General features: G+C 69.3%; 23 protein-coding genes. 8 read left to right on the forward strand and 15 right to left on the reverse strand.

Annotated features, from left to right (window positions below):
* Nucleotides 1-104: 104 nt before the first annotated feature.
* From AL346_RS01380 to uraH, 10 genes are all read right to left on the reverse strand, one after another.
* A complete protein-coding gene (locus AL346_RS01380) occupies nucleotides 105-1,019 on the reverse strand; it encodes a cytochrome c (protein ID WP_019400997.1) in 915 nt (304 codons plus the stop codon).
* 7 nt (nucleotides 1,020-1,026) lie between these two features.
* The gene (locus AL346_RS24445; RefSeq protein ID WP_245303231.1) at nucleotides 1,027-1,329 is read right to left on the reverse strand and encodes a cytochrome c; all 303 of its coding nucleotides are present in this window, start codon (nucleotides 1,327-1,329) and stop codon (nucleotides 1,027-1,029) included.
* Complete coding sequence (locus tag AL346_RS25515) at nucleotides 1,278-1,703, reverse strand: hypothetical protein (RefSeq protein WP_053193165.1); 426 nt, start codon at nucleotides 1,701-1,703, stop codon at nucleotides 1,278-1,280. The genes AL346_RS24445 and AL346_RS25515 overlap by 52 nt, the downstream gene beginning before the upstream one ends.
* 46 nt (nucleotides 1,704-1,749) lie before the next feature.
* Nucleotides 1,750-2,298, reverse strand: a complete 549-nt coding sequence (locus AL346_RS01395) for a GyrI-like domain-containing protein (protein WP_082312388.1) — start codon at nucleotides 2,296-2,298, stop codon at nucleotides 1,750-1,752.
* Nucleotides 2,299-2,448: 150 nt separating this feature from the next.
* On the reverse strand, nucleotides 2,449-4,764 hold the full coding sequence (locus AL346_RS01400) for a xanthine dehydrogenase family protein molybdopterin-binding subunit (protein WP_019401000.1): 2,316 nt from the start codon (nucleotides 4,762-4,764) through the stop codon (nucleotides 2,449-2,451).
* A 28-nt stretch (nucleotides 4,765-4,792) separates the two neighbouring features.
* Nucleotides 4,793-7,987 carry an efflux RND transporter permease subunit gene (locus tag AL346_RS01405; protein WP_053193168.1) on the reverse strand — a complete coding sequence of 1,065 codons (3,195 nt, stop codon included), beginning with the start codon at nucleotides 7,985-7,987 and terminating at the stop codon, nucleotides 4,793-4,795.
* Nucleotides 7,988-8,051: 64 nt separating this feature from the next.
* Nucleotides 8,052-9,191, reverse strand: coding sequence for an efflux RND transporter periplasmic adaptor subunit (locus AL346_RS01410; protein WP_026014929.1), 1,140 nt, complete (start codon nucleotides 9,189-9,191; stop codon nucleotides 8,052-8,054).
* 330 nt (nucleotides 9,192-9,521) lie between these two features.
* Nucleotides 9,522-9,839 carry a rhodanese-like domain-containing protein gene (locus AL346_RS01415; protein WP_019401003.1) on the reverse strand — a complete coding sequence of 106 codons (318 nt, stop codon included), beginning with the start codon at nucleotides 9,837-9,839 and terminating at the stop codon, nucleotides 9,522-9,524.
* Between the two features lie 148 nt (nucleotides 9,840-9,987).
* Entirely contained in the window at nucleotides 9,988-10,434 is a 447-nt protein-coding gene (gene lysM / locus AL346_RS01420; RefSeq protein ID WP_019401004.1) for a peptidoglycan-binding protein LysM, read from the reverse strand.
* A 58-nt stretch (nucleotides 10,435-10,492) separates the two neighbouring features.
* Nucleotides 10,493-10,849 carry a hydroxyisourate hydrolase gene (gene uraH / locus AL346_RS01425; RefSeq protein WP_019401005.1) on the reverse strand — a complete coding sequence of 119 codons (357 nt, stop codon included), beginning with the start codon at nucleotides 10,847-10,849 and terminating at the stop codon, nucleotides 10,493-10,495.
* 181 nt (nucleotides 10,850-11,030) lie between these two features.
* Here uraH and AL346_RS01430 point away from each other — a divergent pair, with 181 nt between their 5' ends.
* From AL346_RS01430 to AL346_RS01465, 8 genes are all read left to right on the forward strand, one after another.
* Nucleotides 11,031-12,068: a cysteine synthase A gene (locus AL346_RS01430; protein ID WP_019401006.1), complete on the forward strand. Its 1,038-nt coding sequence runs from the start codon at nucleotides 11,031-11,033 to the stop codon at nucleotides 12,066-12,068.
* Nucleotides 12,069-12,109: 41 nt separating this feature from the next.
* A complete protein-coding gene (locus AL346_RS01435; protein ID WP_019401007.1) occupies nucleotides 12,110-12,469 on the forward strand; it encodes a winged helix-turn-helix domain-containing protein in 360 nt (119 codons plus the stop codon).
* Nucleotides 12,470-12,677: 208 nt separating this feature from the next.
* The gene (locus AL346_RS01440) at nucleotides 12,678-13,382 is read left to right on the forward strand and encodes an ABC transporter permease (protein ID WP_040403673.1); all 705 of its coding nucleotides are present in this window, start codon (nucleotides 12,678-12,680) and stop codon (nucleotides 13,380-13,382) included.
* Between the two features lie 8 nt (nucleotides 13,383-13,390).
* On the forward strand, nucleotides 13,391-14,128 hold the full coding sequence (locus AL346_RS01445; protein WP_019401009.1) for an ATP-binding cassette domain-containing protein: 738 nt from the start codon (nucleotides 13,391-13,393) through the stop codon (nucleotides 14,126-14,128).
* A gap of 15 nt (nucleotides 14,129-14,143) precedes the next feature.
* Nucleotides 14,144-15,004 (forward strand): extracellular solute-binding protein, encoded by an 861-nt coding sequence (locus AL346_RS01450; protein WP_019401010.1) that lies wholly within the window; start codon nucleotides 14,144-14,146, stop codon nucleotides 15,002-15,004.
* A gap of 69 nt (nucleotides 15,005-15,073) precedes the next feature.
* A complete protein-coding gene (locus AL346_RS01455; protein ID WP_019401011.1) occupies nucleotides 15,074-15,964 on the forward strand; it encodes a BadF/BadG/BcrA/BcrD ATPase family protein in 891 nt (296 codons plus the stop codon).
* A gap of 103 nt (nucleotides 15,965-16,067) precedes the next feature.
* Nucleotides 16,068-16,349, forward strand: a complete 282-nt coding sequence (locus tag AL346_RS01460; RefSeq protein WP_019401012.1) for a hypothetical protein — start codon at nucleotides 16,068-16,070, stop codon at nucleotides 16,347-16,349.
* Nucleotides 16,350-17,037: 688 nt separating this feature from the next.
* Nucleotides 17,038-17,589, forward strand: coding sequence for a transglutaminase-like cysteine peptidase (locus AL346_RS01465; RefSeq protein ID WP_157672215.1), 552 nt, complete (start codon nucleotides 17,038-17,040; stop codon nucleotides 17,587-17,589).
* Between the two features lie 18 nt (nucleotides 17,590-17,607).
* On the opposite strand, the gene AL346_RS01470 is transcribed toward AL346_RS01465, so the two are convergent.
* The 5 genes from AL346_RS01470 to AL346_RS01490 form a co-directional block, all read right to left on the reverse strand.
* Complete coding sequence (locus tag AL346_RS01470) at nucleotides 17,608-19,749, reverse strand: AAA family ATPase (protein ID WP_183317022.1); 2,142 nt, start codon at nucleotides 19,747-19,749, stop codon at nucleotides 17,608-17,610.
* A 226-nt stretch (nucleotides 19,750-19,975) separates the two neighbouring features.
* The gene (locus tag AL346_RS01475; RefSeq protein WP_019401015.1) at nucleotides 19,976-20,761 is read right to left on the reverse strand and encodes a metallophosphoesterase; all 786 of its coding nucleotides are present in this window, start codon (nucleotides 20,759-20,761) and stop codon (nucleotides 19,976-19,978) included.
* Nucleotides 20,758-21,855, reverse strand: coding sequence for a glycosyltransferase family 4 protein (locus AL346_RS01480; protein WP_019401016.1), 1,098 nt, complete (start codon nucleotides 21,853-21,855; stop codon nucleotides 20,758-20,760). Before AL346_RS01480 ends, AL346_RS01475 begins: the two co-directional genes overlap by 4 nt.
* A complete protein-coding gene (locus tag AL346_RS01485) occupies nucleotides 21,852-23,369 on the reverse strand; it encodes a hypothetical protein (protein WP_197286589.1) in 1,518 nt (505 codons plus the stop codon). The genes AL346_RS01480 and AL346_RS01485 overlap by 4 nt, the downstream gene beginning before the upstream one ends.
* A 15-nt stretch (nucleotides 23,370-23,384) precedes the next feature.
* On the reverse strand, nucleotides 23,385-24,644 hold the full coding sequence (locus AL346_RS01490) for a glycosyltransferase (protein WP_019401018.1): 1,260 nt from the start codon (nucleotides 24,642-24,644) through the stop codon (nucleotides 23,385-23,387).
* Nucleotides 24,645-24,771 lie beyond the last annotated feature (127 nt).

A 24,771-nucleotide genomic window follows, 5' to 3' on the forward strand; every position in this document is an offset into this window, starting at 1 on the left:
CTCGCTGCCGTTGCCATCGAGGCCTTCGACCTCGTGCCGTCGTCGCGAGGTGGATGCCCGCGACAAGCGCGGGCATGACAGCTGCCAAGTCGCGCCGGTCGGGCCTACTGCGTCGCTTTCGGCCGTGGCGGCAGGGACAGAAGATATTCCGCCATCGCCTCGCGGTCGGCCTGCGGCAGCTTGGCCGTGTTGCCGACGACCGGTGCCATGGTGGAGCCGACGGAGTCGAACTCCGGCGTGAAGCCGCTCGTCAGGAGCTCGACCACCTCGCCCTTCGACCAGCTGCCGATGCCGTCGGGCGACGGCGTGATGTTGGGCACGGTGCCCTTGCCCTCCGGCGACGGGCCGCCGGCGAAGCGCGCCTCTGCGACGATGCCGCCCAGGAAATTGCGCGGGCTGTGGCATTCGGCGCAGTGCCCCGGCCCCTCGACGAGATAGGCCCCCCGGTTCCACGCCTCACTCCTGGACGTATCCGGCTGGAAGGCCTCGCCATCGAGGAAGGCGAGCTTCCACAGCCCGATGCCGCGGCGGATGTTGTAGGGGAAGGCAAGGTCGTGTGCCGGCGCCTCGCCCTCCACGGGCGCCAGCGTGCGGATGAAGGCGAACATGTCGCGCAGGTCCGCGGCCGTCATGCGCTGGTAGGAGGTGTAGGGGAAGGCCGGATAATAGTGCTCGCCGTCGGGCGACACGCCCTGGCGCATGGCGCGGATGAAGTCCGCCTCGCTCCAGGCCCCGATGCCGTCGCGGGGATGCGGCGAGATATTCGGCACATGGAAGGTGCCGAACGTCGTCTCGAGCGCATGGCCGCCGCCGAGGCGCAGCTTGTCGTCCTGCCCCGGCGTCGCATGGCAGGAGGTGCAGCCGCCGGCGTAGAACATCGCCTCGCCATTGGCGAGATCGGGCGCCCCGCCGGGCGTCTCGTCGGCCCCGGAGGCGGTCAGCGCCGGGCTCGTCGCGACCCAGAAGGCCCCGGCGCCGATGATCGCGAGCCCGACAACGGCCGAGAGCGCCCGCCGCATGCCAGCCTCAGTTCTTCTTGATGCGGAAGGTCTCGTGGCAGCCGCCGCAGTTCTTCGTGACGGTGCCGAACGCGACCTTGAAGCTGTCGAGGTCGCTGGTCGACGACAGGCCTTGCTGCGCATCCGCCTCGAACTTGGCGAAGGCCGCCTTGAAGCCCGCATTGTCCTGCCACACCGCCGGCGCGGCCGTCGTCTCGCCCACGTCGCTGCCGGCGGGGAACAGCGTCACCGCCTTTTCCGCGACCGTGACGTAGGTCGTCAGCACCTGTCGCGCCTTCTCGAGCTCGAACGGCGCCTCGCCCTTGGCGATGGCGGCACCCGTCCGCGTTGCGGCCCCGCATCCTTCATCAGCTGCTGGCGCTGCCCGATGACGTTTTCCTGCGCCAGCGCGGCCGTGGCCCCGATCATGGCAACGGCGACAGCCGTAGCGATCAGCTTCATGCGTCCTGTCTCCCTCGTCCAAACGATTCGCCAGCAGTCAGCCCGCCAGACTCGGCGGATAGAAAGCGCATGCTCTGGACTCGTTCCAATGACGAGGTCGTGAACGGGCGGCGTTCTCCCCGCCCGTTTCAGCTGATGGCTTTCCCAAATCCCGGCGTCGAGCATCTCGTCCGAGGCGGTGGTCGCAATCTCAAAGCGCCTCATCGAGGCGATCAGCGGCGAGGCGGTTTCTGCCAGAGCCATCTCGGAAACGTGACGGTTGCCGGCGCTGGCGTGGCGCGGGCGGCGCTCAGCCAGCCAGGGGCAGGCAGATATCGGTCCGCAGTTCTTCCGGCGGTACGGTGGCCGGGTTGTTGAGATATTCGTCGAACGGGGCCCTTGCCGGCCGCTCGCCGTGCTGCGGCAGCCATGTTTCAAGCAGCCATCGCGAGGCTTGCGGAACGAGGGAATAAGGTCCCTTCAGGGCCAGCACGGCATGGCGTCCGCCAGGGATCTCGCGGACCGTGACGACGCCGTCGCTCTCCGCATCCGGGCCGACGTACATCGCGGCATCGCAGCGCAGACGATCCGCCGGCACGCATGCGGGATCGTCGTGATAGATGCTGAAAACGCGCAGGACGGCGGGGATGGGGCCATGTGCGTGGGCCCAGGCCCAGAGCTGGTCGAAGGCGGAGCCGGCAGCTTCGTAAGGGCCGACGTGGCGGATGGCTACGACCCTGACCGGCGCAAGCTCGCGAATGTGGACTGGGTACATGATGATGCCTTTGGGAGATTGGGCGACGCAAACGCATCCCGTACGGCCGAAAGATGACGGGAGCCGTACCGCGCCCGTCGCCATGGCTCCCGCCGGATTCGTGGTGCAGCCAGGCGGTGCCGACGAGCGGGCAGCCCGCCCCGGCGCGCCGTGACGATTAGGTTCGCCTGGAAGCGCACGGCGGTGAGGCCGCCCCTGCCGTCGATCGGGCCGATGGCTCCGAGGCCGGAAACCTCACGCCGCCCGCTTCGCCTCGGCCTCGCGGATGGCGGCGAAGATGCGGTCGGGCGTTGCCGGCATGTCGATATGCGCGATGCCGTGGGCCCGATGGAGCGCATCGACCACCGCATTCATCGTCGCGGGCGTCGCGCCGATGGCGCCGGCCTCGCCTGCGCCCTTCATGCCCATCACATTCGTCGTCGACGGCACGTTGCGCGTCTCGAAGGTGAAGGACGGCAGGTCGTCGGCCCGCGGCAGGCGATAGTCCATGAGCGAGGCGGTGACGAGCTGGCCGCCCTCGTCATAGACGACGCGCTCGTGCAGCGCCTGACCGATGCCCTGAACGGCGCCGCCATGCACCTGCCCGGCGAGCAGCAGCGGGTTCAGCGTGACGCCGAAATCGTCGACGACCGTGTAGCGCGCGATGGTGACCGTGCCCGTATCGGGGTCGACCTCCACCTCGGCGACATGGGTGCCGTTGGGATAGGTATCGGCCGGAGGCGTCCAGTCCTCGCGCGCCTTGAGCATGTCCGCGCTCGCGCCGGGCAGCTTCGCGACCTCGGCGAAAGAGAGGCTGCGGTCGGTGCCGGCGATGCGCACGCCGCCGGCCGCGATCTCGAGATCCGCCGGCCCCGCCTCCAGCGCCTCCGAAGCGAGCTGCTTGAGCTTCTCGACGAGGCTGACCGAGGCCTTCTGCACGGCGGCGCCGCCGACGGGGATGGAGCGCGAGCCGCCCGTGCCGCTGCCGGTCGCGATGGCGTCCGTATCACCCTGGAGGACGCGGATCCTGTCCATCGGCAAGTCGAGCTGCTGCGAGGCGAGCTGGGCATAGGCCGTCAGGTGCCCCTGCCCCGTCGACTGGGTGCCGATCAGCACCGTCGCGGACCCGTCTTCCTCGATCCGCACCTCGGCGGCCTCGGGCCCGCCGCCGGCGCAGGCCTCGATATAGGAGGCCATGCCGATGCCGCGCAGCAGCCCCTTCTTGCGCGAGGCGCGGAGCCGCTCCTTGAAGCCGCCCTGGTCCGCCACCTCGAGCGCCCGGCGCAGGTGCCCCTCGAACTCGCCGCTGTCGTAGACCCGGCCGGTCGAGGTTCTGTAGGGCATCTTCTCGGGCTTGATGAAGTTGAGCGCTCTCAGCGCATCCGGCGCCTTGCCGATGGTGTGGGCGATGTAGTCGACGAAGCGCTCGATGGCATAGGCGGCCTCGGGACGGCCGGCCCCGCGATAGGCGTCCACCGGCACCGTGTTGGTGTAGATGCCGCGCACACGCACGTCGATCACGGGAATGTCGTAGCAGCCCGGCGACATGGTCGCTCCGGCGGCAGGCACATAGGGCCCGAACTGCGAGGCATAGGCGCCGAGATCGGCCTTGAGGTCGACGCGCATGGCAAGGAAACGGCCGCGCCGGTCGAGCGCCATCTCGAGCGTCGTGACGTTGTCGCGCCCCTGCGTGTCGCCCAGGAAATGCTCGGAGCGCTCGGCCACCCAGCGCACGGGCCGCCCGAGCTGCTCGGCCGCGAACATCGTCAGCGGATATTCGCGATACATGAAGATCTTGGTGCCGAAGCCGCCGCCGACGTCCGGCGTGACGACGCGGATATTGCCGGGCTCGACCTTGAAGATGTGCCTCGCGAGAATGTCGCGGATGTCGTGGCTGCCCTGGCTGCCGAGCGTCAGGGTCCAGCGGCTCTTGCCGGCGTCATATTCGGCGAGACAGGCGCGCGTTTCGAGATAATTGGCGACGAGGCGGTTGTTGACGAGCGTCAGCGAGACGACGCGGTCGGCCTTGGCGAAGGCCTTGTCGGTCTTCGCCTTGTCGCCGTGGTGCGTGTCGAAGGCGACGTTGCCCGGCACCTCGGGCCAGACCAGCGGCGCGCCCTCGGCGAGCGCGGCCTCCATGCCGACGGCGACCGGCAGCGGCTCCCAGTCGATGGCGAGCGCTTCCGCCGCATCCCGCCCGGCCGCTTCCGTCTCGGCCACGATGAAGGCCACGGCCTCGCCGATGTGGCGCACGGTGTCCTTCGGCAGCACCGGGTTCGGCGGCAGCACCATGCGCTTGCCGTCGCTGTTCTTGACCGGCCCGAGGCAGGGGATGTCGCCCAGATGGGCGACGTCCTGCGCCGTGTAGACCGCGAGCACGCCGGGCATGGCGCGCACCTCGGCCACGTTCTCGATCGCGAAGCGCGCGTGGGCGTGCGGGCTGCGCACGACGACGGCGTGGGCCATGCCTTCGGCAGCGATGTCGGACGTGTAGCGTCCGGTCCCCGTCACGAAACGCGCGTCCTCGACGCGCCGCACTGCCTGCCCCACACCGAACTTCATCGCACGCATCGCATGGTCCTTTCGTCGGTCGTTTCGGTCAGCTGGCCTCGCCCCCCGCCGGCTGCGAGGCTTCCCTGAGGCCCCGGCGGCCGCCGCGCAGCGCGATCACGAGATAGCGCAGCACGATGTAGAAGACCGGGGTCAGGAAGAGGCCGAAGAACGTCACCCCCAGCATACCCGAGAAGACGGCCGTGCCCAGTGCCTGGCGCATCTCGGCGCCGGGGCCGCTGGCGATGACGAGCGGCACGACGCCGAGAATGAAGGCGAAGGCCGTCATCAGGATGGGCCGCAGACGCAGGCGCGCCGCCTCCACCACCGCCTCCACGGGCTTCTTGCCCTGCTCCTCCGCCTGTTTGGCGAACTCGACGATGAGAATCGCGTTCTTCGCCGCAAGGCCGATGAGCACCACGAGGCCGATCTGCGTCAGGATGTTGTTGTCCATCCCCCGCAGCGTCACGCCGATCATGGCGGCCAGCACGCTCATCGGCACGATGAGCACGATGGCGAGCGGCAGGGCCCAGCTCTCGTACTGGGCGGCCAGCACCAGGAACACGAAGACGACGGCGAGCGCGAAGATGAAGATCGCCGTGTTGCCCGTCGCCTTCTCCTGGAAGGCGAGGTCCGTCCACTCGAAGCCGACGCCCGGCGGCACGGTGGTGTTCGTCACCTGCTCCATGGCATCGAGCGCCGCACCCGTCGACACGCCCGGCGCCGCGTCACCCTGCAGCGGCACGCTGGTGAACATGTTGTAGCGCTGGATCAGCACCGGCCCCGCGACGTCGCGGATCCGCACCAGCGAGCCGAGCGGCACGAGCGCCCCGTTGGCGCTGCGCACCTTCAGGCGCTCGATGTCCGACCGCTCGATGCGGAAACGCTCGTCCGCCTGCACGCGCACCTGGTAGATGCGGCCGAAGGCATTGAAGTCGTTCGCATAGGCGGAGCCGAGGTTGATCTGCAGCGCCTCGAACACGTTCGCCAGCGGCACGTCGAGCATGCGCGCCTTGGTGCGGTCGATGTCGAGGTAGATCTGCGGCGTATTGGCCCCGAAGGTCGTGAACACGCGGGTCACGTTCGGGTTCTGGTTGGCCGCGATCATCACCTCCTGCGTCACCGCGAGCAGCTGCTCGATCCCGAGCCCGATGCGGTCCTGCAGCTGCAGCTTGAAGCCGCCGGCATTGCCGAGGCCCTGCACGGGCGGCGGCGGGATGGCGATGGTGAACGCCTCCTGGATCTGCTGCAGCTGGCCCATGAGCTGGCCGGCGATGGCATTGGCGTTGAGCCCCTGAGGCAGGCGCTCCTCGAAGGGGGTCAGCGTCGCGAAGATCACGGCCGAGTTCGAGTTGGTCGTGAAGGTGGCGCCGTTGAGGCCGACGATGCCGACCGCATGCGCGACGCCCGGCACCTGCATGGCGATGTCGCTGGCGCGCTTGGCGACCGCATCCGTGCGCGACAGGGACGCGCCGTCCGGCAGCTGCAGCACGACGATGAGGTAGCCCTGGTCCTGCGCCGGAATGAAGCCCGTCGGCACGCGCTGGGTGATACCGACGGTCGCCGCGACGAGGCCGCCGTAGACGACGAGCGCCAGGGCGAGCACCGACTTGCGCCCGACCAGCCCGCGCACCGAGCGCGCATAGCCGGTGGAAGCCTTGTCGAAGCCCCGGTTGAAGCCGCCCGCGAGCCGGTTGCCGATGCGCGCGAGGAGCGAGCGCGGCTGGTGGTGCGGGTCGTGCGGCTTCAAGAGGAGCGCGCACAGGGCCGGCGACAGCGTCAACGAATTGAAGGCCGAGATGATCGTCGAGACGGCGATGGTCAGCGCGAACTGCTGATAGAAGCGCCCGGAAATGCCCGGGATGAACGCCGTCGGGATGAACACCGCCGACAGCACCAGGGCGATCGAGACGAGCGCCGTGCCCACCTCGTCCATCGTCTCGTGCGCGGCGTCGCGCGGCGACATGCCGAGGGCGATGTTGCGCTCGACGTTCTCGACCACGACGATGGCGTCGTCGACCACGATGCCGATGGCGAGCACGAGGCCGAACAGCGTCAGCGTGTTGAGCGAGAAGCCCATCAGCGCCATCACCGCGAAGGTGCCGACGAGCGACACCGGAATGGCGACGATGGGGATGATCGCCGTGCGCCACGACTGCAGGAAGACGACGACCACGATGATGACGAGCAGGACGGCTTCAAAGAGGGTCTTGTAGACCTCGTTGACCGATGCCGCGATATATTCCGTCGGGTTGTAGACGATGGTGTAGTCGATGCCGGGCGGGAAATCCTTCTTGATCTCCTCCATCTTGGCGATGATGTCTTCCGACGCCTGCAAGGCATTGGTGCCCGGGCGCTGGAAGATGCCGATGGCCACGGCCTGCTTGTTGTCGAGATAGGAGTTCGTCACGTAGTCGCGCGCGCCGAACTCCACCCGTGCCACGTCCTGCAGGCGCACCAGCCGCCCGCCCTCGCCCGCCTTGACGATGATGTCGCGGAACTGGCGTACGTCGCTGAAGCGCCCCTGTGTCTGCACGGTGATCTGGAAGGCCTGGTCCGCCGGCGCCGGCTGCTGGCCGAGCGCGCCGCCCGAGACCTGCACGTTCTGCTCGCGCAGCGCCTGCACGATGTCGCCCGCCGACAGGCCGTAGGACGACAGGCGGTTGGGATCGAGCCAGACGCGCAGCGAATATTCGCGCACGCCGAAGACGGTAATGTCGCCGACACCTTCGACGCGCAGAAGCTGGTCACGCACCCGGATGAGGGCGTAGTTCGAGAGGTAGAGCTCGTCGAAGGTGTTGTCCGGCGACAGGAGGTGGACCACCATGAGGAAGTTCGGCGAGCTCTTGCGCGTCGTCACGCCGAGCTGGCGCACCTCTTCCGGCAGCCGCGGCAAGGCGACGGACACGCGGTTCTGCACGAGCACGTTCGCCTGGTCGAGATCGGTGCCGATGTTGAAGGTGATCGTGAGCTGCATCGTCCCGTCGGCCGTCGAGTACGAGGACATGTAGAGCATGCCCTCGACGCCGTTGACCTCCTGCTCGATCGGCGTCGCCACCGTCTCGGCCACCGTCTTGGCGTCGGCGCCCGGATACTGCGCGCTGACGACGATGGTCGGCGGGGCGATGTCGGGATATTGCGCGACCGGCAGGTTGACGTAGGCGATGAAGCCGACGAGCAGCGTCACGATCGACAGCACGGAGGCGAAAATCGGCCGGTCGACGAAGAAATGCGGGAACTTCATCGCGGAGAACTCCAGCGGCAGTGCGGGCGGCCGTGCCGGCGGCCGCAGCGTAAAGAAGGGAACGTCAGCGCGTCGGCGGCAGCGTCGTCATCTCGGGCGCCACCGCCGCGCCGGGACGCACGCGCTGCAGGCCGTTGACGACGATGGTCTCGTCGCCCTTCAGGCCCTCGCGGATCAGGCGGTAGCCGTCGATGCGCGGACCGGGGCGCACGAGCTGCGCCTTGACCGTGTTGTCCTCGCCGACGACCCAGACGAGCCGGCGCTCCTGGTCGGTGGCGATCGCCTCGTCGGGCACGAGCACGCCCTGATAGGGAGGCGAGCCGGGCACCGAGACGCGGCCGAAGAGACCCGGCGTGATGAACAGCTCCGCATTCGGCACGATGGCGCGCAGGCGCATGGTGCCGCTCGCCTCGTCGAGCCGGTTGTCGACGAAGTCGAGCTTGCCCTCGCGGGCGGGCTTCGTCTCGTCCGTCAGCGCGATCTGGACCGCGACCGGCTCGCCCGAGCCGTTGGGGGCATCGAGGTTGAAGACGCGGTTGTAGGCGAGGAACGAACGCTCATCGACGTCGAAATAGAAGTAGATCGGGTCGAGGCTGACGATGGTGGTCAGCAGCGTGTCGTTGGCGTTGACGAGGTTGCCGGTGCTGATGAAGCGGCGGCTGATGCGGCCGGAAATCGGCGCCTTCACCTCACTGAACTCGTAGTTGAGGCTCGCCTCCTGCATCGCCGCCTGCGCCCGGTCGAGCTCGGCCTTGGCGGTGAGGAAGTTCTGGCGCCGCTGGTCGAGCAGCTGGTCGGAGATGTTGCCGGTGCGGCGCAGCGACTCGGCGCGGTCGAGGTCGCTCTCGGCGAAGTTCAGCCGTGCCTGGGCGGAGACCAGCGTCGCCTGGGCCTGGTCGAGAGCGGCCTTGTACTGCCGTCGGTCGATGACGAACAGCACGTCGCCAGCCTTGACGTTGGCGCCGTCCTCGAAGTCCACGCGCTCGAGATAGCCCGAGACGCGTGAGCGCACCTCGACTGCGTCGACAGCGGCGAAGCGGCCCGTGAAGTCGTCGCGCTCGACCACTTCCTTGACGAGGGGCTTGGCCACCGTCACCGGCGAAGGCGGCGGCGCGCCCTGCCCGGCCTGCTGCTCGCCGGTGTCGGAACATGCCGCCAGCCCAGCGACGATGAGCGAAAGGAATAGGGGTCGCATCGCGCGCATGAAATCCACCAGTTCAGCAAGGGAGAAGGAGACGCTACCGTTCGAGGACGTTTGGCAGGGGCCTATATCGAGTGCGTGCCCCGGGATAACAAGGGCAGCAGGTGCAACATTCGCCACCGAATTGCCATGGTTGCCGCAATGCAACACTGACACCGTGGCATGAAGGCCGTCTTTCCGCCGCGCGGCAGCCCCATTCGCGCAGCAAGACGACTTTGGCGGCGTTTGATTCAATTCAGGCGGAAAGGCGCCTATCGTTCTGATGATAGTGCATTTCCGCCGGCGAGGATATTTGCCTCTGCGCCGGACCGGCGTCCGTCGAGGCGCAAGGGCCTAGACCTCGACAGGGCCGCCGCTCAGGATCCAGTCCTTGAAGCCGCCGCGATAGTGCTCCGACAGATCGAGGCCTGCTGCCTGGCTCAGCATCAGCGCCTGCTGGGAGCGCACTCCTGCTGCGCAGGAAAATACGATTCGCCGTCCCGCATAGGCGGCGAGAGCGCCGGGATCGAAGCTGGAAAGCGGCAGGGAAACGCTCCCGGGAATGTGCCCGGCGGCAAATTCATGCGGCTCGCGCACATCGACGAGCACGACTGAGCCGTCGGCAAGACCCGCCGCCACGGTCTCGCGATCGAGGTCGATCACCGTCGTCATGTCCTGTCCTCGCCGTCACCGCTCTTCCGCCTCCGGCGATTCGGAGGCGGACGCGGAGATTGTCGCCTCCCGGCGGACAAGACAAGAGCGGTGACACTGGAGCAACCTGTCTCCCGGCCCGCCGGGAGACAGGGGTTCGGCCAAGGCTTCAGGAGACGGGCGGAATGCGCAGCACCTGGCCCGGATAGATCTTGTCGGGATGCGTCAGCATCGGCCTGTTGGCCTCGAAGATCACGGTGTGCTTGGCGCCGTTGCCCTTGCCGTAGTGGCTTTCGGCGATCTTCCACAGCGTGTCGCCCTTCACCACGGTGTACATCGTCGCCTTGGGCGCTTCCTGCTCCACGATAAGCGCATCGTCCACCGCTGCGACGCCGACGGTGTTGCCGAGCGCGAGGATGACCTTCTCGGCCTCCTCCGTCGACAGCGCCTTGCCGGACACCTTCACGGTGTCGCCGGACACGGCGATGTCGAGCCCGTCGACCTTGAGGCCGTGCTTGGCGACTTCCTTCTTCAGTTCCTCCGGCGTCGCCGCCTTCGCCTCGCTCGCGCCGAAGAGCTTCTCTCCGGCTTCCTTGATGAAGCTGAACAATCCCATGACATCAACTCCTCTTCGAAAAAACTTGGGGCCACCCGATCCGCGCGGATCGGCGGCATCAACTGCCGCGGTAGGTCGCATAGCTCCAGGGAGAAACGAGCAGCGGCACGTGGTAGTGGCCGTCGGCCTCGGCGAGGCCACACCGCACCGGCACCTCGTCGAGGAAAGGCAGGACCGTCCCGCCGCGCCCGTCGCGCCGGAAATAGGCGCCCACGTGGAAGACGAGTTCGTAGCGCCCGGGCCGGTAGTCGGCCCCGGCGAGGAGCGGCGCATCGGTCCGCCCGTCGGCATTCGTCACGGCCTCGGCGACCAGAGTCCGTTTCCCGTCCGCCTCGAGCCGGAAGAGCATGATGCGAATGCCCTCGGCCGGTCGGCCGGCGGCGGTGTCGAGCACATGTGTGGTCAGCCGGCCCATCAGCCCCTCCTGCCGGCCGCATTTTTCGGGCAAGGGGCGGACCGCGTCAACCGTGCCCGCGGCCACGTAAAACCCGCCGGAAAACGTGCTTTGACGCGGGCGCCGCGGGATCGTTGGACAATTCATCCGCCATGCCTTAATGCCTGCGGCAGCCGGTCATGAGCTGCAACGGAGCCCGCCCATGAGCATCAAGCCAAGTGTCGTCGAAGCCATCGGCAACACCCCCCTCATCCGCCTCGAGCGGGCCTCCGAGATGACGGGCTGCGAGATTCTCGGCAAGGCCGAGTTCATGAACCCCGGCCAGTCCGTCAAGGACCGGGCGGCGCTGTTCATCATCAAGGACGCGCTGGCGAAAGGCACCCTGAAGCCCGGCGGCACCATCGTCGAGGGCACGGCCGGCAATACGGGCATCGGCCTCGCGCTCGTCGGCAATGCGATGGGCTTCCGCACCGTCATCGTCATTCCCGACACCCAGTCGCAGGAGAAGAAGGACACCCTTCGTCTTCTGGGGGCCGAACTCGTCGAGGTGCCGGCCGTCCCCTATGCCAATCCCAACAACTACGTGAAGGTCTCCGGCCGCCTCGCTGAGGAGATCGCGGCGAGCGACCCCAGGGGCGCGGTCTGGGCCAACCAGTTCGACAATGTCGCCAACCGGCAGGCGCATATCGAGACCACCGGCCCCGAGATCTGGGACGAGACGGGCGGCAAGGTCGACGGCTTCATCTGCGCCGTCGGCACCGGCGGCACGCTCGCCGGCGTCGCCATGGCGCTGAAGGAGCGCAACCCGAAGATCACCGTCGGCCTCGCCGATCCCATGGGCGCCGCCCTCTACCACTACTACGCCCACGGCAGCCTCAAGGCCGAGGGCTCGTCCATCACCGAGGGCATCGGCCAGGGCCGCATCACCAAGAACATCGAAGGGGCGCCGGTCGACGTCGCCTTCCAGATCCCGGACGAGGAGGCCATTCCCCTCGTTTTCGAGCTGCTGGAGCACGAGGGCCTGTGCCTCGGCGGCTCGTCCGGCATCAACGTCGCCGGCGCCATTCGCCTCGCCCGGCATCTCGGCCCCGGCCACACCATCGTGACGGTGCTCGCCGACTACGGCACGCGCTACCAGTCGAAGCTGTTCAACCCCGCGTTCCTGCGCGAGAAGGGCCTGCCGGTGCCGGCCTGGCTCGATCGCGGCCCGCAGGTGAAAGCGCCGCTCGTCGCCGTATAATCTCCTCGATCCCGCAGCGAGGAGGAGGCAGCCGCACCGCCATGGAGGAGCACGTCGAGGTACGCCTGCGCCTCCTGCTGGGCTCGTCCATCGCCATCGGCCCCGGCAAGGCCGAGCTGCTGCGCGGCATTCGCGACACCGGCTCCATCGCGGCCGCGGGCCGGCGCATGAACATGAGCTACCGGCGCAGCTGGCTCCTGGTGCGCACCATGAACACCTGCTTTCGCGAGCCGCTCGTCGATGCGGCCAAGGGCGGCTCCGGCGGCGGCGGCGCGCGCCTCACCGACGCGGGCCTGCGCGTCCTCACCCTCTACGAGGAAATGGAACGCAAGGCGCTGCAGTCCATTGCCGGCGAAGCCGCCGGGCTGCGCGCCATGATGCGCGACGCGCCGGAGGAGTGATTCGTCCGGCAAAGGCGCTGGCTCGGCTCATGTCGACGCAGGCGCGCCGGAGCTTCACCTCCCTCGCGGCGCCAATGGCGGAACGGGGATAGGCCCCGCCTATCCCCGATATGCTTCAGATATCATATCGGTTTCACGGCGCAGCCGTGCATCATGGGGCATGAGGCACGGTCGTGCGGGAACGATCGTGGCCGGATGAGAGGCGAGATTGCAGGGGTTCGACGAAGCATTGGCGGCAGCGTGGCGGCTGATCGTCACGGGCGATACGGCCCTCGTCGAGATTGCCGCCCTCTCGCTGAAGGTCAGCCTCACCGCCGTCTTCTGCGCCGCCCTGATCGGCCTGCCGCTTGGCGCTGCGCTGGCGCTCGCCCGCTTTCCCGGTCGCGGCGCCGTCATCGTCGTCATCAATGCCCTGATGGGCCTGCCGCCGGTGGTCGCGGGGCTGCTCGTCTATCTCCTCCTCTCGCGGGCCGGCCCGCTCGGCCCCTATGGCCTCCTGTTCACCCCGACGGCCATGGTCATCGCCCAGACGCTGCTGGTGACGCCGATCATCGCGGCGCTGACCCGTCAGGTTGTCGCCGACCTGTGGACGGAATACAGCGAGCAGCTCACCTCCCTCGGTGCCGGCCGGCTGCGGGCCGTGCCGACGCTTCTGTGGGACGCGCGCTTCAGCCTCGTCACGGCGATCCTCGCCGGGCTCGGCCGCGCCATGGCGGAGGTCGGCGCCATCCTCGTCGTCGGCGGCAACATCGACGGCGTCACGCGCACCATGACGACGGCCATCGCGCTCGAGACGAGCAAGGGCGACCTGCCGCTGGCGCTCGGCCTCGGCATCGTGCTGCTCGTCATCGTGCTCGTCATCAACGCCGCCGCCCACCTGTTCGGCGCCACGGCCCGCCGCGCAGCGGGATGAGGCCACCGATGCATGCCCGGGCCACCATCCTTCCCCTCACCCTCGACCGGCTGACCTATGCGCGCGGCGGCGAGACGCTCATCGACGGCATCTCGGCCACCATTGGCCCGTCGAGCCGCACCGTCGTCCTCGGCCCCAACGGCGCCGGCAAGAGCCTGCTGCTGCGCCTGTGCCACGGCCTCATCGCGCCGACGGACGGCGCCGTGCGCTGGGCCGGCGCCGACGCCTTCGGGCGCCAGGACGTCGCCCGGCGGCAGGCGATGGTGTTCCAGCGGCCGGTGCTGCTGCGCCGCTCGGCCCTCGCCAACATCACCTATGCCCTGTCGCTGCAGGGCCGCCTCGGACGCGGCGAGCGCCCGGCGCGTGCCCGCGACGCGCTCGCGAGCGTCGGCCTCGCCCATGTCGCCGAGCGGCCGGCGCGCGTGCTCTCCGGCGGCGAGCAGCAGCGCCTCGCCATTGCCCGCGCGGCAGCCCTGAAACCGGACGTGCTCTTTCTCGACGAGCCGACGGCCAGCCTCGATCCCGGCGCCTGCCGCGCGATCGAGGACGCCATCCGCGCCATCGATGCCGCCGGCACCAAGATCATCATGACGACGCACGATCTCGGCCAGGCCCGGCGCCTCGCCGACGAGGTGCTGTTCCTCTGTCGCGGCCGGCTCATGGAGCACACGCCGGCCGGGGAATTCTTCGAGCGCCCGCGCACGCCGCAGGCGGCCGCCTTCCTGCGCGGCGACATCGTGGGCTGAACGATTGGACGGGAGATGATCATGAGGCTGTTCGAAACGACCCGCCGCGCCGTCATGGCCGCAGCCATGGGCGCAGCGATCTGGGGATTTGCCGCCCCGGCCGGGGCGCAGACGACGGAAAAGCCCTTCATCACCGTCGCCTCCACGACCTCCACCGAGCAGTCCGGCCTCTTCAAGCATCTCCTGCCGCAGTTCACCGAAAAGACCGGCATCGAGGTGCGCGTCGTCGCGGTGGGCACCGGCCAGGCGCTGAAGATCGGCGAGCGCGGCGATGCCGACGTCGTTTTCGTCCACGCCAGGAGCGCGGAGGAGGATTTCGTCGCCAAGGGCTTCGGCGTCGGCCGCTCCGACGTGATGTACAACGACTTCGTCCTCGTCGGGCCGAAGAGCGACCCGGCCGGCGTCAAGGGCAGCCGCGATGCCGTCAAGGCGCTGCAGGCCATCGCCGGGAAGAAGGCGCCCTTCGTCTCGCGCGGCGACGACAGCGGCACCCACAAGGCCGAGCTCGACCTGTGGAAGCTCGCGGCGCTCGACCCGAAGGCCGGCGGCAACTGGTATCGCGAGACGGGCTCGGGCATGGGGCCCGCCCTCAACACCGCGGCGGGCATGGATGCCTACATCCTCGCCGACCGCGGCACGTGGCTGAGCTTCAAGAACCGCGGCGATCTCGCCATCCTCGTCGAGGGCGACGACCGGCTCTTCAACCAATACGGCATCATCCTCGTCAATCCGGCGCGCCATGCGCATGTGAAGGAGAAGGAGGCCCGCGCCTTCATCGACTGGGTCATCTCGCCCGAAGGCCAGGCCGCCATCGCCAGCTACAGGATCGAGGGCGAGCAGCTCTTCTTCCCCAACGCCAGCAAGAGGGGCGCCTGACGGCCCGATTGCAGCCTGCGCCGCAACGCCGCTTCCTGCGCCGCGCCCGAATCCGTCTATACTCGCGTGATGTTCGTATCGGGCGCGGCAGACACCTTCCTTCTCGGCGTCGACGGCGGCGGCACCCAGTGCCGCCTGCGCCTGCGCTCCGGCGACGGCACCCTCGTCGGCGAGGCGAGCGGCGGGCCCTCCAACATCCGCTTCGATCCCGAGACGGTGGCCCGCTCCATCCTCGCCGGCTGCTACGCGATCCTCGACCGCGCCGGTCTTCCGCGCGAGACGACGTCGCTCATCCACGCCGGCTTCGGCCTCGCCGGGGCGGCCCAGACCTCCGCCCGCGAGCAGTTCTTGGCGAGCCGGATGCCCTTCTGCTCGATCTCGCTCGACACGGACGCCTATGCCGCCTGGCTCGGCGCCTTCGGCGGCGAGAACGGGGCCATCCTCATCGTCGGCACCGGCTCCTGCGGGCTGTCGATCGTCAACGGCGAGCGCACTTACGTAGGCGGCTGGGGCGCCGAGATCTCCGACGAGGGCAGCGGCCTCGCCATCGGCCGTGAGGCGATCCGGCGGGCGCTCTGGGCCTATGACGGGCGGGCGGCGATGACCGCGCTCGCGGAGACGCTGCTCGACGGCTTCGGCCGCAATCCCGAGATGATCATCGACTGGGCGCGCTCTGCCCGGCCGGCCGATTTCGCGCGCCTGGCGCCGCTCGTCTTCGACTATGCGAGCCAGCGCGACGCCCTGGCCGTGAGTCTCGTCGAGGCGGCCGCCCGCGATGTCGCGCGCATCGCCGAGCGCCTCCTTGGCGCCGGTGCTCCGCGGCTCTGCCTGATGGGCGGCGTGGCCGGCGCACTGCAGCCGTGGCTGCCTCCCTACGTGACGGACAGGGTCGTTCCGGCCGCGGCGGACGCCACCGAAGGCGCCATCCTCATGGCCTGCCAGGCGGCGGCCAACGCCTGAAACAGCGCTTCTCGACTTTGCAAAACTTGGTTCGATAAGACCGCTTCCGCTTTTACTAAAAAACTGATAAATTTTTATCGATCTCTTGTGGAGGGCGCGGGCTATGTTGCCGCTCATTCGGTCTCGTTATGGTTTGGCGGCGCTGGCCGCCGCAGGTGCCTTTGCTTTGTCTTTCGTCCCGGCGGGTGCCCAGCAGGCCCCGACGATCAATAACGGCCCATTCCAGGCCATCGTGTGCCAGCCTGTTCCGCCGAACACGGCCCCGGCTTTCATCTTGGAACGTGGCGGCCTGTGCCCCATCGGCTTCGTCGCTGTCGTGGCTGACCGGCCTGCCGCAGTCGACACGCCCGCCGCGCTCTCCGACAATTCCGGCAGCAGCGGCTGAGCGGCAGAAGAAGAAACGCGGACGAGACAGCGTTCATTGATATCCTCTGGAAACCCGCAGGTCTTCTGCGGGTTTTGTTTTTTGCATCCCGCCTCAGGCCGCTCGCAGGAAGGCGACTTCCCCCGCCCGACTGCCACGCGCTCCGGCCGGAATGTTCGGGTAACGCGTTCCCGGATTTCGCGACGGCGCCCAGCTTGAGGGCGCCGGCGGCAGGGCCCCAACCGCCTGCCGCATCCCGGCCGCGCGAAAAAAATCCGATCAGGACTTTCCTGCCCGAGACAGGAATCTAGCCCTCGGCCTGCGCATGGGCCGCGGACGCCGTCCTTCGACGGCGCCGCAGGCATTTCGCACGCATAGCGGCGCCCTTGAGCCGCAGAGAAGACCCGGCGACGCGCAAAGGCGCCAGCGTTGCGGAAAGGAACACCACCCTACCCGTTCCAAATAGCCAACAAAACCCATAAAACCTTATAGTTAAAAGTTTTAATAAATTTTACCATAAGTTGAAATGCGCTTAGGACGATAGTCCACGGTCATGAATACGTACAATTGCACTTTTATCGGCAGGAGATATTTATAAGAAGGGACGCAGAATTGCCTTATTCAAGACAATAAGAGGCGTCCCATCATGAAAACGAGAGAGCTTGCTATCGCCGTCGCCGCAATGCTGTGCGTTTCTGCGGCGCCTGCCATGACAGCCCCCTCCGTCGACCCGCTCGAGGCGTTCGGGCTCCGCCGGTCGACGCATATCAGTCTCGGCACATCCGTGCCGATCCCCGAGGGCTATTACGACCTTTGCATCAATCAGCCCGCCGTATGCCGGCCGCGCGCGGGCGCAGGAGATGTGACGGGTGACGGGCAGATCAGGCTCTCGTCCAAGCGGCTGCAGCAGATGCTCGCCGTCAATACTGCCGTCAACAGCTCCATTCGCCCCGTGGCCGGCCTCAACCGGATGGGCGTGCTCGACAGGTGGCGCGTGGCTCCGGCCGCGGGCAACTGCAAGGACTACGCCCTGACGAAGCGCCAGCGCCTCATCGCCCAGGGCTGGCCTTCCAGCGCCCTGCTGATGGCTATCGTGCGCATCCCGGGCGGCGAGCAGCACGCCGTTCTCGTGGTGCGGACGGACAGGGGCGACTACGTCCTCGACAATCTGTCCGAGGCCGTCAGGCCCTGGCGCAGCACCCCCTACTGGTGGGAAAAGGTCCAGTCCCCCACCCAGATGTGGGTCTGGCACAGCGTCTGACGAGGACCCGGGCGAACCTTACGAGGCCTCGCCCGGCTTTCGTCCGTTGGTCGTATAGGGATAGTAGCTCTCTTCTCCCGACGAGGCATCGACACCGTTCAGCGCGACATAGACTGTCTCGCCCTTGACCCGGCGCAGTTCCTTGAGGCTCTGCAGCACCTCGCGCTGCGTCGTCGTCTTCCAGTGCACGACATAGAGCACAACGTCGGCATAGACGGCGAGCAGCAGCGGGTCGGAGACGACGGCCAGCGGCGGCGCATCGAGGATGATGACGTCGAAGGCCTTGCGGCAACCCTCCAGCAACGCCCGGAAGCGCGCCGAATCGAGGATGCTCTCGGCCGGGAAATACTGCGCATCGCCGCTGACGAAGGCCGACATGTCGCTGAGCGCGTCGACCACCCGCATGTCGTTGACATGGGCGGTTGTCGCCCGGTCGGCGAGGATGTCGACGAGGCTCGTCTTGACCTTGGCCTTGAGCAGGCGATGCACGCTCGGCTTGCGCAGGTCGCAGTCGATGACGAGCGTCCTGCGGCCGGCGAGGGCCGCCGCCCGCCCGAGCGCGACGGCCGTGACGGACTTGCCCTCCCCCGGCTTCGTCGAGGTGACGAGCACGACCTTCCCCGCCGCCTCGCCCTCGCCGGCGCTCATCAGGATGTCGAGCCCCAGGCGCAGACGGCGAATCGCTTCGGCATAGGCCGAGCCGGGCTCGCGCACCACCTTGTCCTGCACCGGCACACCGCCCTTGGCTGCCTCGACCTGCGGCATGCTCGCGACGACGTCGAGCCCCGTCGCCTCCTCCACCTCGTCCGCCCTGAGGAAGCCGCGGCCGTAGGTGTCGCGGACCCAGGCGATGCCGAACCCCGCTCCGAAGGCGAGGAACAGCGAGGCGAACAGGATCGGCACCGTCGGCGGGAAGCTCGGCCGCACCGCGGCCATCGCCTCTGCGACGACGCGGCTGTCGGCCAGCACGAGGCCGCGCTGCTGGCTCACCTGCCTGAGGCGGCCGAGGTAGTTCTGGTAGAGCGCACGGGTCGCCGCCACTTCCTCGCGGAGCTTGTAGAGCTGGACCGACGCATCGGCCGGCAGGTCGGATGCATTGACGAGCATGTCGAGGTCGCGGCGAACCTGCTGCGCCCGCTGCTCGGACACGTCCGCCGTCCGCTGCAGCTCCTCGGCGCGGGCACTGCCGAGCGCCACGATGCGCGCATCGATGGCGGTGAGCCGCGTGCGCAGCGCCGCCGCCCGCGCCGCCGGCAGCCTGGCCGACAGCTGGCGCTCGATCTCCCGGCGCTCCTCGGTGAGCTGCTCGCTCTCGCCCCCCGCCAGCACCCTGGCGATGCCGGCCGCATCCCCCGCCTGCACCAGCGCCTCGAGCGCCCGCAACCGGGTGAGCGCGTCGGTCCGCGCGGCGATGTCCTCCTCGAGTGTCGTGCGCAGGGAGAGCAGCCGGTTGCGGCCGTCCTCCCCGGCCCGCTCCATCATCTGCTCCAGCGTGTAGCGGTCGAGCTCGGCTTCAGCCCGGCGCAGTTCCTCGCCGAGATCCGTCACCCGGCTGGCGAGGACACGTTCGGCATTGGCCACGAGCCGCAGCCGGCTCGCGATCTGGTCGTCGATATAGGCCTGGGCATAGGCATTGGCGATGCGGGCCGCCTTGTCCGGATCGCGCGAGGAGGCTTCGACGGCGATGATCGAGGTGACGCCGCGGCGGGAGATGTCGACGCGCCGCGCCAGCCGGTCGATGATTCGCCGCTCGACGCGCGGTGAGAGCGGCTGGCCCGGCTGCAACTGCCCCTCGGCCCCGTCGACGGCGGCCGGCCAGAGGCCCGCGGCAATCTGGGCCAGGAGATCCGGCCGGTTGAATTCCTCGTCGTCCTGCAGGTTGAGCCTGGCGATGACGCGCCGCGCGATCACCGGCGACGCCATGATCTCCACCTCGCCGTCGACGGCGCCGATGTTGGGCGGAGCGGGCGCCGCATTGTCAAGGCTGACCAGCCTCTGCTCGCGCGGGTCGATCATGACCAGCGTCGTCGCGGAATAGCGCGAGGGGACCTGCGACAGCGCGAGGACGACGAGGCCGAGAATGGCGGCGACGGTGACGGCGATGGCGAGGCGCTGGCGGCGCAGCAGGCCCATAAGCGACTGAAGATCGAACTCGTTCAAAGATGCCCCTCCCCCCGGCCCGCCGGCCCATCGGGCAGCGGCACGGGACCCATCGACCAAGGTGGCAGCTTCCGGAAGACCGCAGCGGAGATGGCGTTGCGACGCGAATGCGGAAGACGCACGAACGCCATGAAGTCTCCTCATCCCGAACGGGACACACTGATCGGAAAAAAGCTAGCACGCTGAAGGGGTAGGCGACAACGCGCACGAAAGCCGCCCGAACCGCCTACGAGGCGAGGAAACGATAACCCCGCCCCTCGAGGCACAGGCAGGTCAGCACGTCCGACGCATAGGCCCCCGTGTCGATGCCGATGCGGTTGCGGCAGACCTCGGGCGTCTCGACGATGGTATGGCCGTGGACCACGACCTTCTCGTGCAATTGAGCCGCATCGAGGAACGGCCGGCGGATGCCGACGAGATCCTCCGGCCGCTGCTGCGCCAGCGGCACGCCCGGCCGGATGCCGGCATGCACGAAGAGATAATCGCCGGCGGCATGGGTCAGCGCGCAACGCCTCAGGAAGTCCACATGGCCCTGCGGCATGCGACGCCGAAGGACGTCCGCGAGCTCGGGAAAGCCGCGCTCCGGCGCGAGGCTGCGCCAGTCGATGCCGTAGGACGCGAGCGTCGCGTCCCCGCCGTTCGTCAGCCAGGCCATGGCATCGCCACTGCCCATCCGCGCGGAAAGGAGCATGACCTCGTGGTTGCCGATGAGCGGATGGAAGGTGATGCCCGGCAGCGGGCCGGCCGCCAGCATGTCGAGCACCTGCGCCGTATCCGGGCCGCGGTCGACATAGTCCCCGAGCGTTACCAGCGCCACCTCGCCGTCATGGCCGCGCAGGTCCTCAGCAACGGCGGCGAGCACACGGGCAAGCAGATCCGCCCGCCCGTGGATGTCGCCGATGCAATAGACGCGCAGGCCCTCCGGCATCGCCGCATGACCGAGGCTGATGGTGCGCGGCCGGCCACGCCCTGAAAACAGCCCAGGCCAGCGGTTGCGCAGCGCCGCGATCATGCCGCCCTCCCCGCCGCTTTGCGCCAGACGGCCACCAGCCGCTCGATGAAGACGCCGCTGTCGAGGTCGGCCGCATGGCGGGCTGCCGCGGCTTCTCCCATGCGCCGGCGCGCCTCCCGGTCGCCGATGAGCCCGGCAAGTGCATCGGCCAGGGCTGCTGCATCGCCCACGGGCACGAGCCGGCCTTCGACCCCGTCGTGGAGGATCTCGGCGACGGCGCCGACGGGCGTCGCCACCACCGGCTTGCCCGCCGCCATGGCCTCCACGATGCTCATCGGCAGGTTCTCGGCCCGGGACGGCAGGACGACGACATCGGCCCGCCCGGCGAGCATCTTCGCCGCGCCCGCATCGAGCCAGCCGGGAAAGGTGACGAGCCCCGACAGGCCGAGGCTTTCCGCCCGGGCGCGAAAACGCTCCACCGCCCCGTTGCCGGCGATCGTGCAGCGCCAGCCGCCGATGCCGCGCCCGCGCAGCAGGGACAGCGCGTCGAGCAGCACGTCGGTGCCCTTGCGCTCTCCCACCTCGCCGAGCACGACAAGATGCACATTGCCGTCCTCGCGCTCCGTCGCAGCCGCCACGCGCGGCACGGCATTGTAGACGATCGCGGTCATCACCTCGGGACCGGCGATGCGCGTGACGAAATCCTGCCAGTGGCTGCCGAGCACCACGACACAGGCCGCGCGGCGGAAGAGCCCACGGATGGCCGCCTGCATCAGGGGGCCGCAGGCCGCGTAATAATCGTCGAAATTGGCCCCGTGCAGATGCACGACCACGGGCACGCCCGCAAGCGACAGGACGCGCTCCATCAGCGCCTTGCGCAGCACGCTGCCGCGGGTGGCGAGGTTGAGATGCGCGACATCCGCCCGGCCGCTGAGGCCGAGGACGAGGCAGCGCGCCAGCGCGCCGGCGAAGACGAGGGGCGACAACAGCTTGCCCAGGCGCCCGCGCGTCGTCACGCAGACGAGTTGCACATCGTCCTCGCCCCGGTCGGCGAGCGCGGCGGCCATCGCCTCGACGACCCGATCCATGCCCCCGTCGATGCCGAGGCGGGTGACGACGACGGTGAGGGCCGGTCCGGCGGCGGTGGCGGTCATGGCACGGCCTCGCGCTTCACGGACGCGGGGAGGAAGCGCAGCAACCGCGGCATCGACGCGGCCACGATGTCATGCTCCGCCGCTGGCAGCCGCCGCGCCCGGCCGAGCACCACGGCAAGGTGCACGAGCGCCGCCAGCCCCGCGACGAGGATCTGCATGGCCGGCATCACATCCGCCGCCATCAGACGCGCGCCCATGCCGACAATGAGCGCGCTCGCGACGACGACGAGGAGGAAGGGCAGATCGCAGATGCCGCGCACGCCGCTCCTCCTGAGGCTCGCCCCGAGCAGGAGGAGACGCGCGCCGATGTCGAGAATCGGGACGACGAGGGCGGCGGCGAGCGGCGCCACCAGACCGGTGAGGATGAGCATCCCGAGCCAGAAGAGACCGATGGGCAGGATGGTGGCGAGCGCCCTCCGGCGCGCCATCACGGCAGCCGCCGTCTCCAGGCTGCGATAGAAGCCATAGAGCGGCGGCAGGACGAAGAGCACCGGCAGCAGCCAGTCGAGACCCGCAAAACGCCCGCCGGCGAGCAGCGCCAGCACCGCCGGCCCGCCGGCAAGCAGGCCGACGACAGCCGTGGAGAAGACGACGAGGTCGAGCTTGAACACGAGCGACAGCGCCGCCGCCATTCGGGCCTGCGAGCCGGCGCGCGCCGCATGGCCCATCACCGCCGGCTCGATGAAGGGCGACAGCACGATGCCCGATGTCAGGCGCAGGAAGCTCAGCATCAGTCCCTGCATGAAGGAGAAGGCCGCGAGGAGCTCGACCGGCATCACCCCCGATACCGCGAGGCGCACGGCGGGCGGGCTCATGACCATGGCCCCGGCCGTGCTGAGATAGCTTGCGCCGGCAAGCGCCGCGAGGTTCTGCCGCGGCGCCTGCCCGTCCCCGGCCGTCGCGCCGAGCCGGGCAACACCCACCGCTGCCGCGCCGACGAGGGCGAGCCCGGCAAGGGCTGCCGTTGCGGCGCAAAGCGTGACGACGGTCGCTGCATCCATGTGCCGGCCGAGCCCGAGCCACGTCACGAGGACGGCAAGCCGTACGAGGGGCTCCCCGGCGGCGACGGCGCGGCTCAGCCGCTGTTGCCCGAGGATCTGGCAGATGCTTTCGGCGTCGCTCGCGAGGAGGAGCCCCGCCGCCCAGACCACCGCGGCGGTGACCAGCACGCCGTCGGCCGATGCCGGCAGGAGGCCGCCGACCGACGCCAGGAAGGCGGCGAGGGCGAACAGGGCGAGCACGCCGAGCCGCACCGCCGCGACGCGGCCCAGCAGGCGCCGCAGGCCGGGACCGTCGCCCGCGTGATGACGCGCGCTCGCCTCGTAGGCGAGCACCGTCGGCACGCCGAAGAGCAGGAGCGACTGCGCCAGGAGCGCCGCCGCCATCCCCACCGCATAGCCGGCATAATCGGCGAGCGGCAGCACGCGCACGACGAGGAGCTGGAAGGCAAAGCCGAGCGCGACGGCGGCGAGGCGCCCGCTGGCGAAGACGAGGAGGCTGCTGCCGAGGCTCACGGGCGCATGCACGGATCAGTCCCCCGCGACGGCCGACGGCACCGGCCGACGGTCGAGGCCGATGACGCGGAAGAGGCCTTGATACACCGCCTCGGGCGAATGATGGCGTTCGATATAGGCGAAGGCCGCCGCCCGGCACGCGGCCCTCTTTCCGTCATCGGCCAGAAGCCCCTCGATGCCGGCGGCGAAGGCCTCGCCGTCGGCGGCCTCGAGCACGCAGGCCGCGGCCTCCTCCTTCAGGCCGGCGCGTGCAAGCGGGCTCGCCACCACCGGCAGTCCGTGCGCCAGATAGTCGAGGAGCTTGACGTTGAGCCCGCTGCCGATGCGCTGCGGCGCGATGGCGAGCGCCGCGCGCGACAGGTACGGCGCAAGATCGGCCACGGCGCCATGCCGCTCCACGCCCCGCGGCAGATCGGGGAAAGCCGTGCCGATGGCGCCGACGACATCGAGGCGAACATTCGGCCGCAGCGCCTGCAGGCGCGGCCAGACGTCGCCCAAAAACCATTCGAGGGCATCGACATTGGCCGGATTGTCCGAACCGACGAAGACGAGCCGGTCGGGATCGGCGACCGCCTGCGCAACACGCACCGCCCTGCGCGGCATCGACGCGACGAGCACGGGCGGGGCAGCGGGATGGGCGGCGAGCTGCCGCGCTTCCTCCTCCTGGATCGCCACGGCGGCATCGAGACCGCCGATGAGACCCACCTCTTCGTCGAGCGTCATCGCCGGCACGTCGGGCGCGCGCCCCTGCTCCACGAAGCGGCGGTGGCGCTGCGACATGAGGTCGTGAAGATAGACGATGCCGCGCGCGCCATGAGCCATGGCAAGGCGGGCGAGCGGCGCAAGGAAGACATAGTCCGCGATGACGGCACGGCACGGCTCGCGCGCAAGCTCGGCCTCGACCGTTGCGATCTCCCCCGCCGTCACCGGCAGGGTGGCCGGCCAGACGCCGGGCGAGCCCCGCCCGCCGCGCAGGATCCGCCCGGCGAACGCCCCGAGGGCGCCGATCCACGGGCCGGGCCGCGCCGCCACGACCCAGCGGCCCAGCCGCAAGGCCTCCGCGCAATGGAGGCGGTCGAAGCTGCCGGCGGGCAGGTCGATGCGCTCCACCGGCCGGCGCCCGAAGGCGCGCGCGGAGACGACGAGGAGGTCGACACGCGCCCCCTTGCCCCGCAGCGCTTCGGCCAACGCGACGAGAACGGCCGTGTTGCCGACACGCGCATGGGTCGGCACCCGCCGCATGACGATGAGGATCCTCGGCCCCGCCTGCCCCAACGCGTCTCCTCCGGCGTGGGACGGACGCCCCTGCCCCCTGTACGCCTGCATCATTGTCGGGCCGGCCTTGCCCGGCGGCAAGGGGGACGATTGCGGCAGCACCATGGACCGGAGCGGGAGGGCTGGA

This window comes from Chelatococcus sp. CO-6, from assembly GCF_001271345.1.
In the GTDB taxonomy this organism is placed as follows: Bacteria; Pseudomonadota; Alphaproteobacteria; order Rhizobiales; family Beijerinckiaceae; genus Chelatococcus_A; species Chelatococcus_A caeni.

Coding starts and splice junctions, on each gene's coding strand:
- AL346_RS01380 (WP_019400997.1), bottom strand. CDS start 1,019: ATGCGGCGGGCGCTCTCGGCCGTTGTCGGGCTCGCGATCATCGGCGCC.
- AL346_RS25515 (WP_053193165.1), bottom strand. CDS start 1,703: ATGGCTCTGGCAGAAACCGCCTCGCCGCTGATCGCCTCGATGAGGCGC.
- AL346_RS01395 (WP_082312388.1), bottom strand. CDS start 2,298: ATGGCGACGGGCGCGGTACGGCTCCCGTCATCTTTCGGCCGTACGGGA.
- AL346_RS01400 (WP_019401000.1), bottom strand. CDS start 4,764: ATGCGTGCGATGAAGTTCGGTGTGGGGCAGGCAGTGCGGCGCGTCGAG.
- AL346_RS01405 (WP_053193168.1), bottom strand. CDS start 7,987: ATGAAGTTCCCGCATTTCTTCGTCGACCGGCCGATTTTCGCCTCCGTG.
- AL346_RS01410 (WP_026014929.1), bottom strand. CDS start 9,191: ATGCGCGCGATGCGACCCCTATTCCTTTCGCTCATCGTCGCTGGGCTG.
- AL346_RS01415 (WP_019401003.1), bottom strand. CDS start 9,839: ATGACGACGGTGATCGACCTCGATCGCGAGACCGTGGCGGCGGGTCTT.
- lysM (WP_019401004.1), bottom strand. CDS start 10,434: ATGGGATTGTTCAGCTTCATCAAGGAAGCCGGAGAGAAGCTCTTCGGC.
- uraH (WP_019401005.1), bottom strand. CDS start 10,849: ATGGGCCGGCTGACCACACATGTGCTCGACACCGCCGCCGGCCGACCG.
- AL346_RS01430 (WP_019401006.1), top strand. CDS start 11,031: ATGAGCATCAAGCCAAGTGTCGTCGAAGCCATCGGCAACACCCCCCTC.
- AL346_RS01435 (WP_019401007.1), top strand. CDS start 12,110: ATGGAGGAGCACGTCGAGGTACGCCTGCGCCTCCTGCTGGGCTCGTCC.
- AL346_RS01445 (WP_019401009.1), top strand. CDS start 13,391: ATGCATGCCCGGGCCACCATCCTTCCCCTCACCCTCGACCGGCTGACC.
- AL346_RS01450 (WP_019401010.1), top strand. CDS start 14,144: ATGATCATGAGGCTGTTCGAAACGACCCGCCGCGCCGTCATGGCCGCA.
- AL346_RS01455 (WP_019401011.1), top strand. CDS start 15,074: ATGTTCGTATCGGGCGCGGCAGACACCTTCCTTCTCGGCGTCGACGGC.
- AL346_RS01460 (WP_019401012.1), top strand. CDS start 16,068: ATGTTGCCGCTCATTCGGTCTCGTTATGGTTTGGCGGCGCTGGCCGCC.
- AL346_RS01465 (WP_157672215.1), top strand. CDS start 17,038: ATGACAGCCCCCTCCGTCGACCCGCTCGAGGCGTTCGGGCTCCGCCGG.
- AL346_RS01475 (WP_019401015.1), bottom strand. CDS start 20,761: ATGATCGCGGCGCTGCGCAACCGCTGGCCTGGGCTGTTTTCAGGGCGT.
- AL346_RS01480 (WP_019401016.1), bottom strand. CDS start 21,855: ATGACCGCCACCGCCGCCGGACCGGCCCTCACCGTCGTCGTCACCCGC.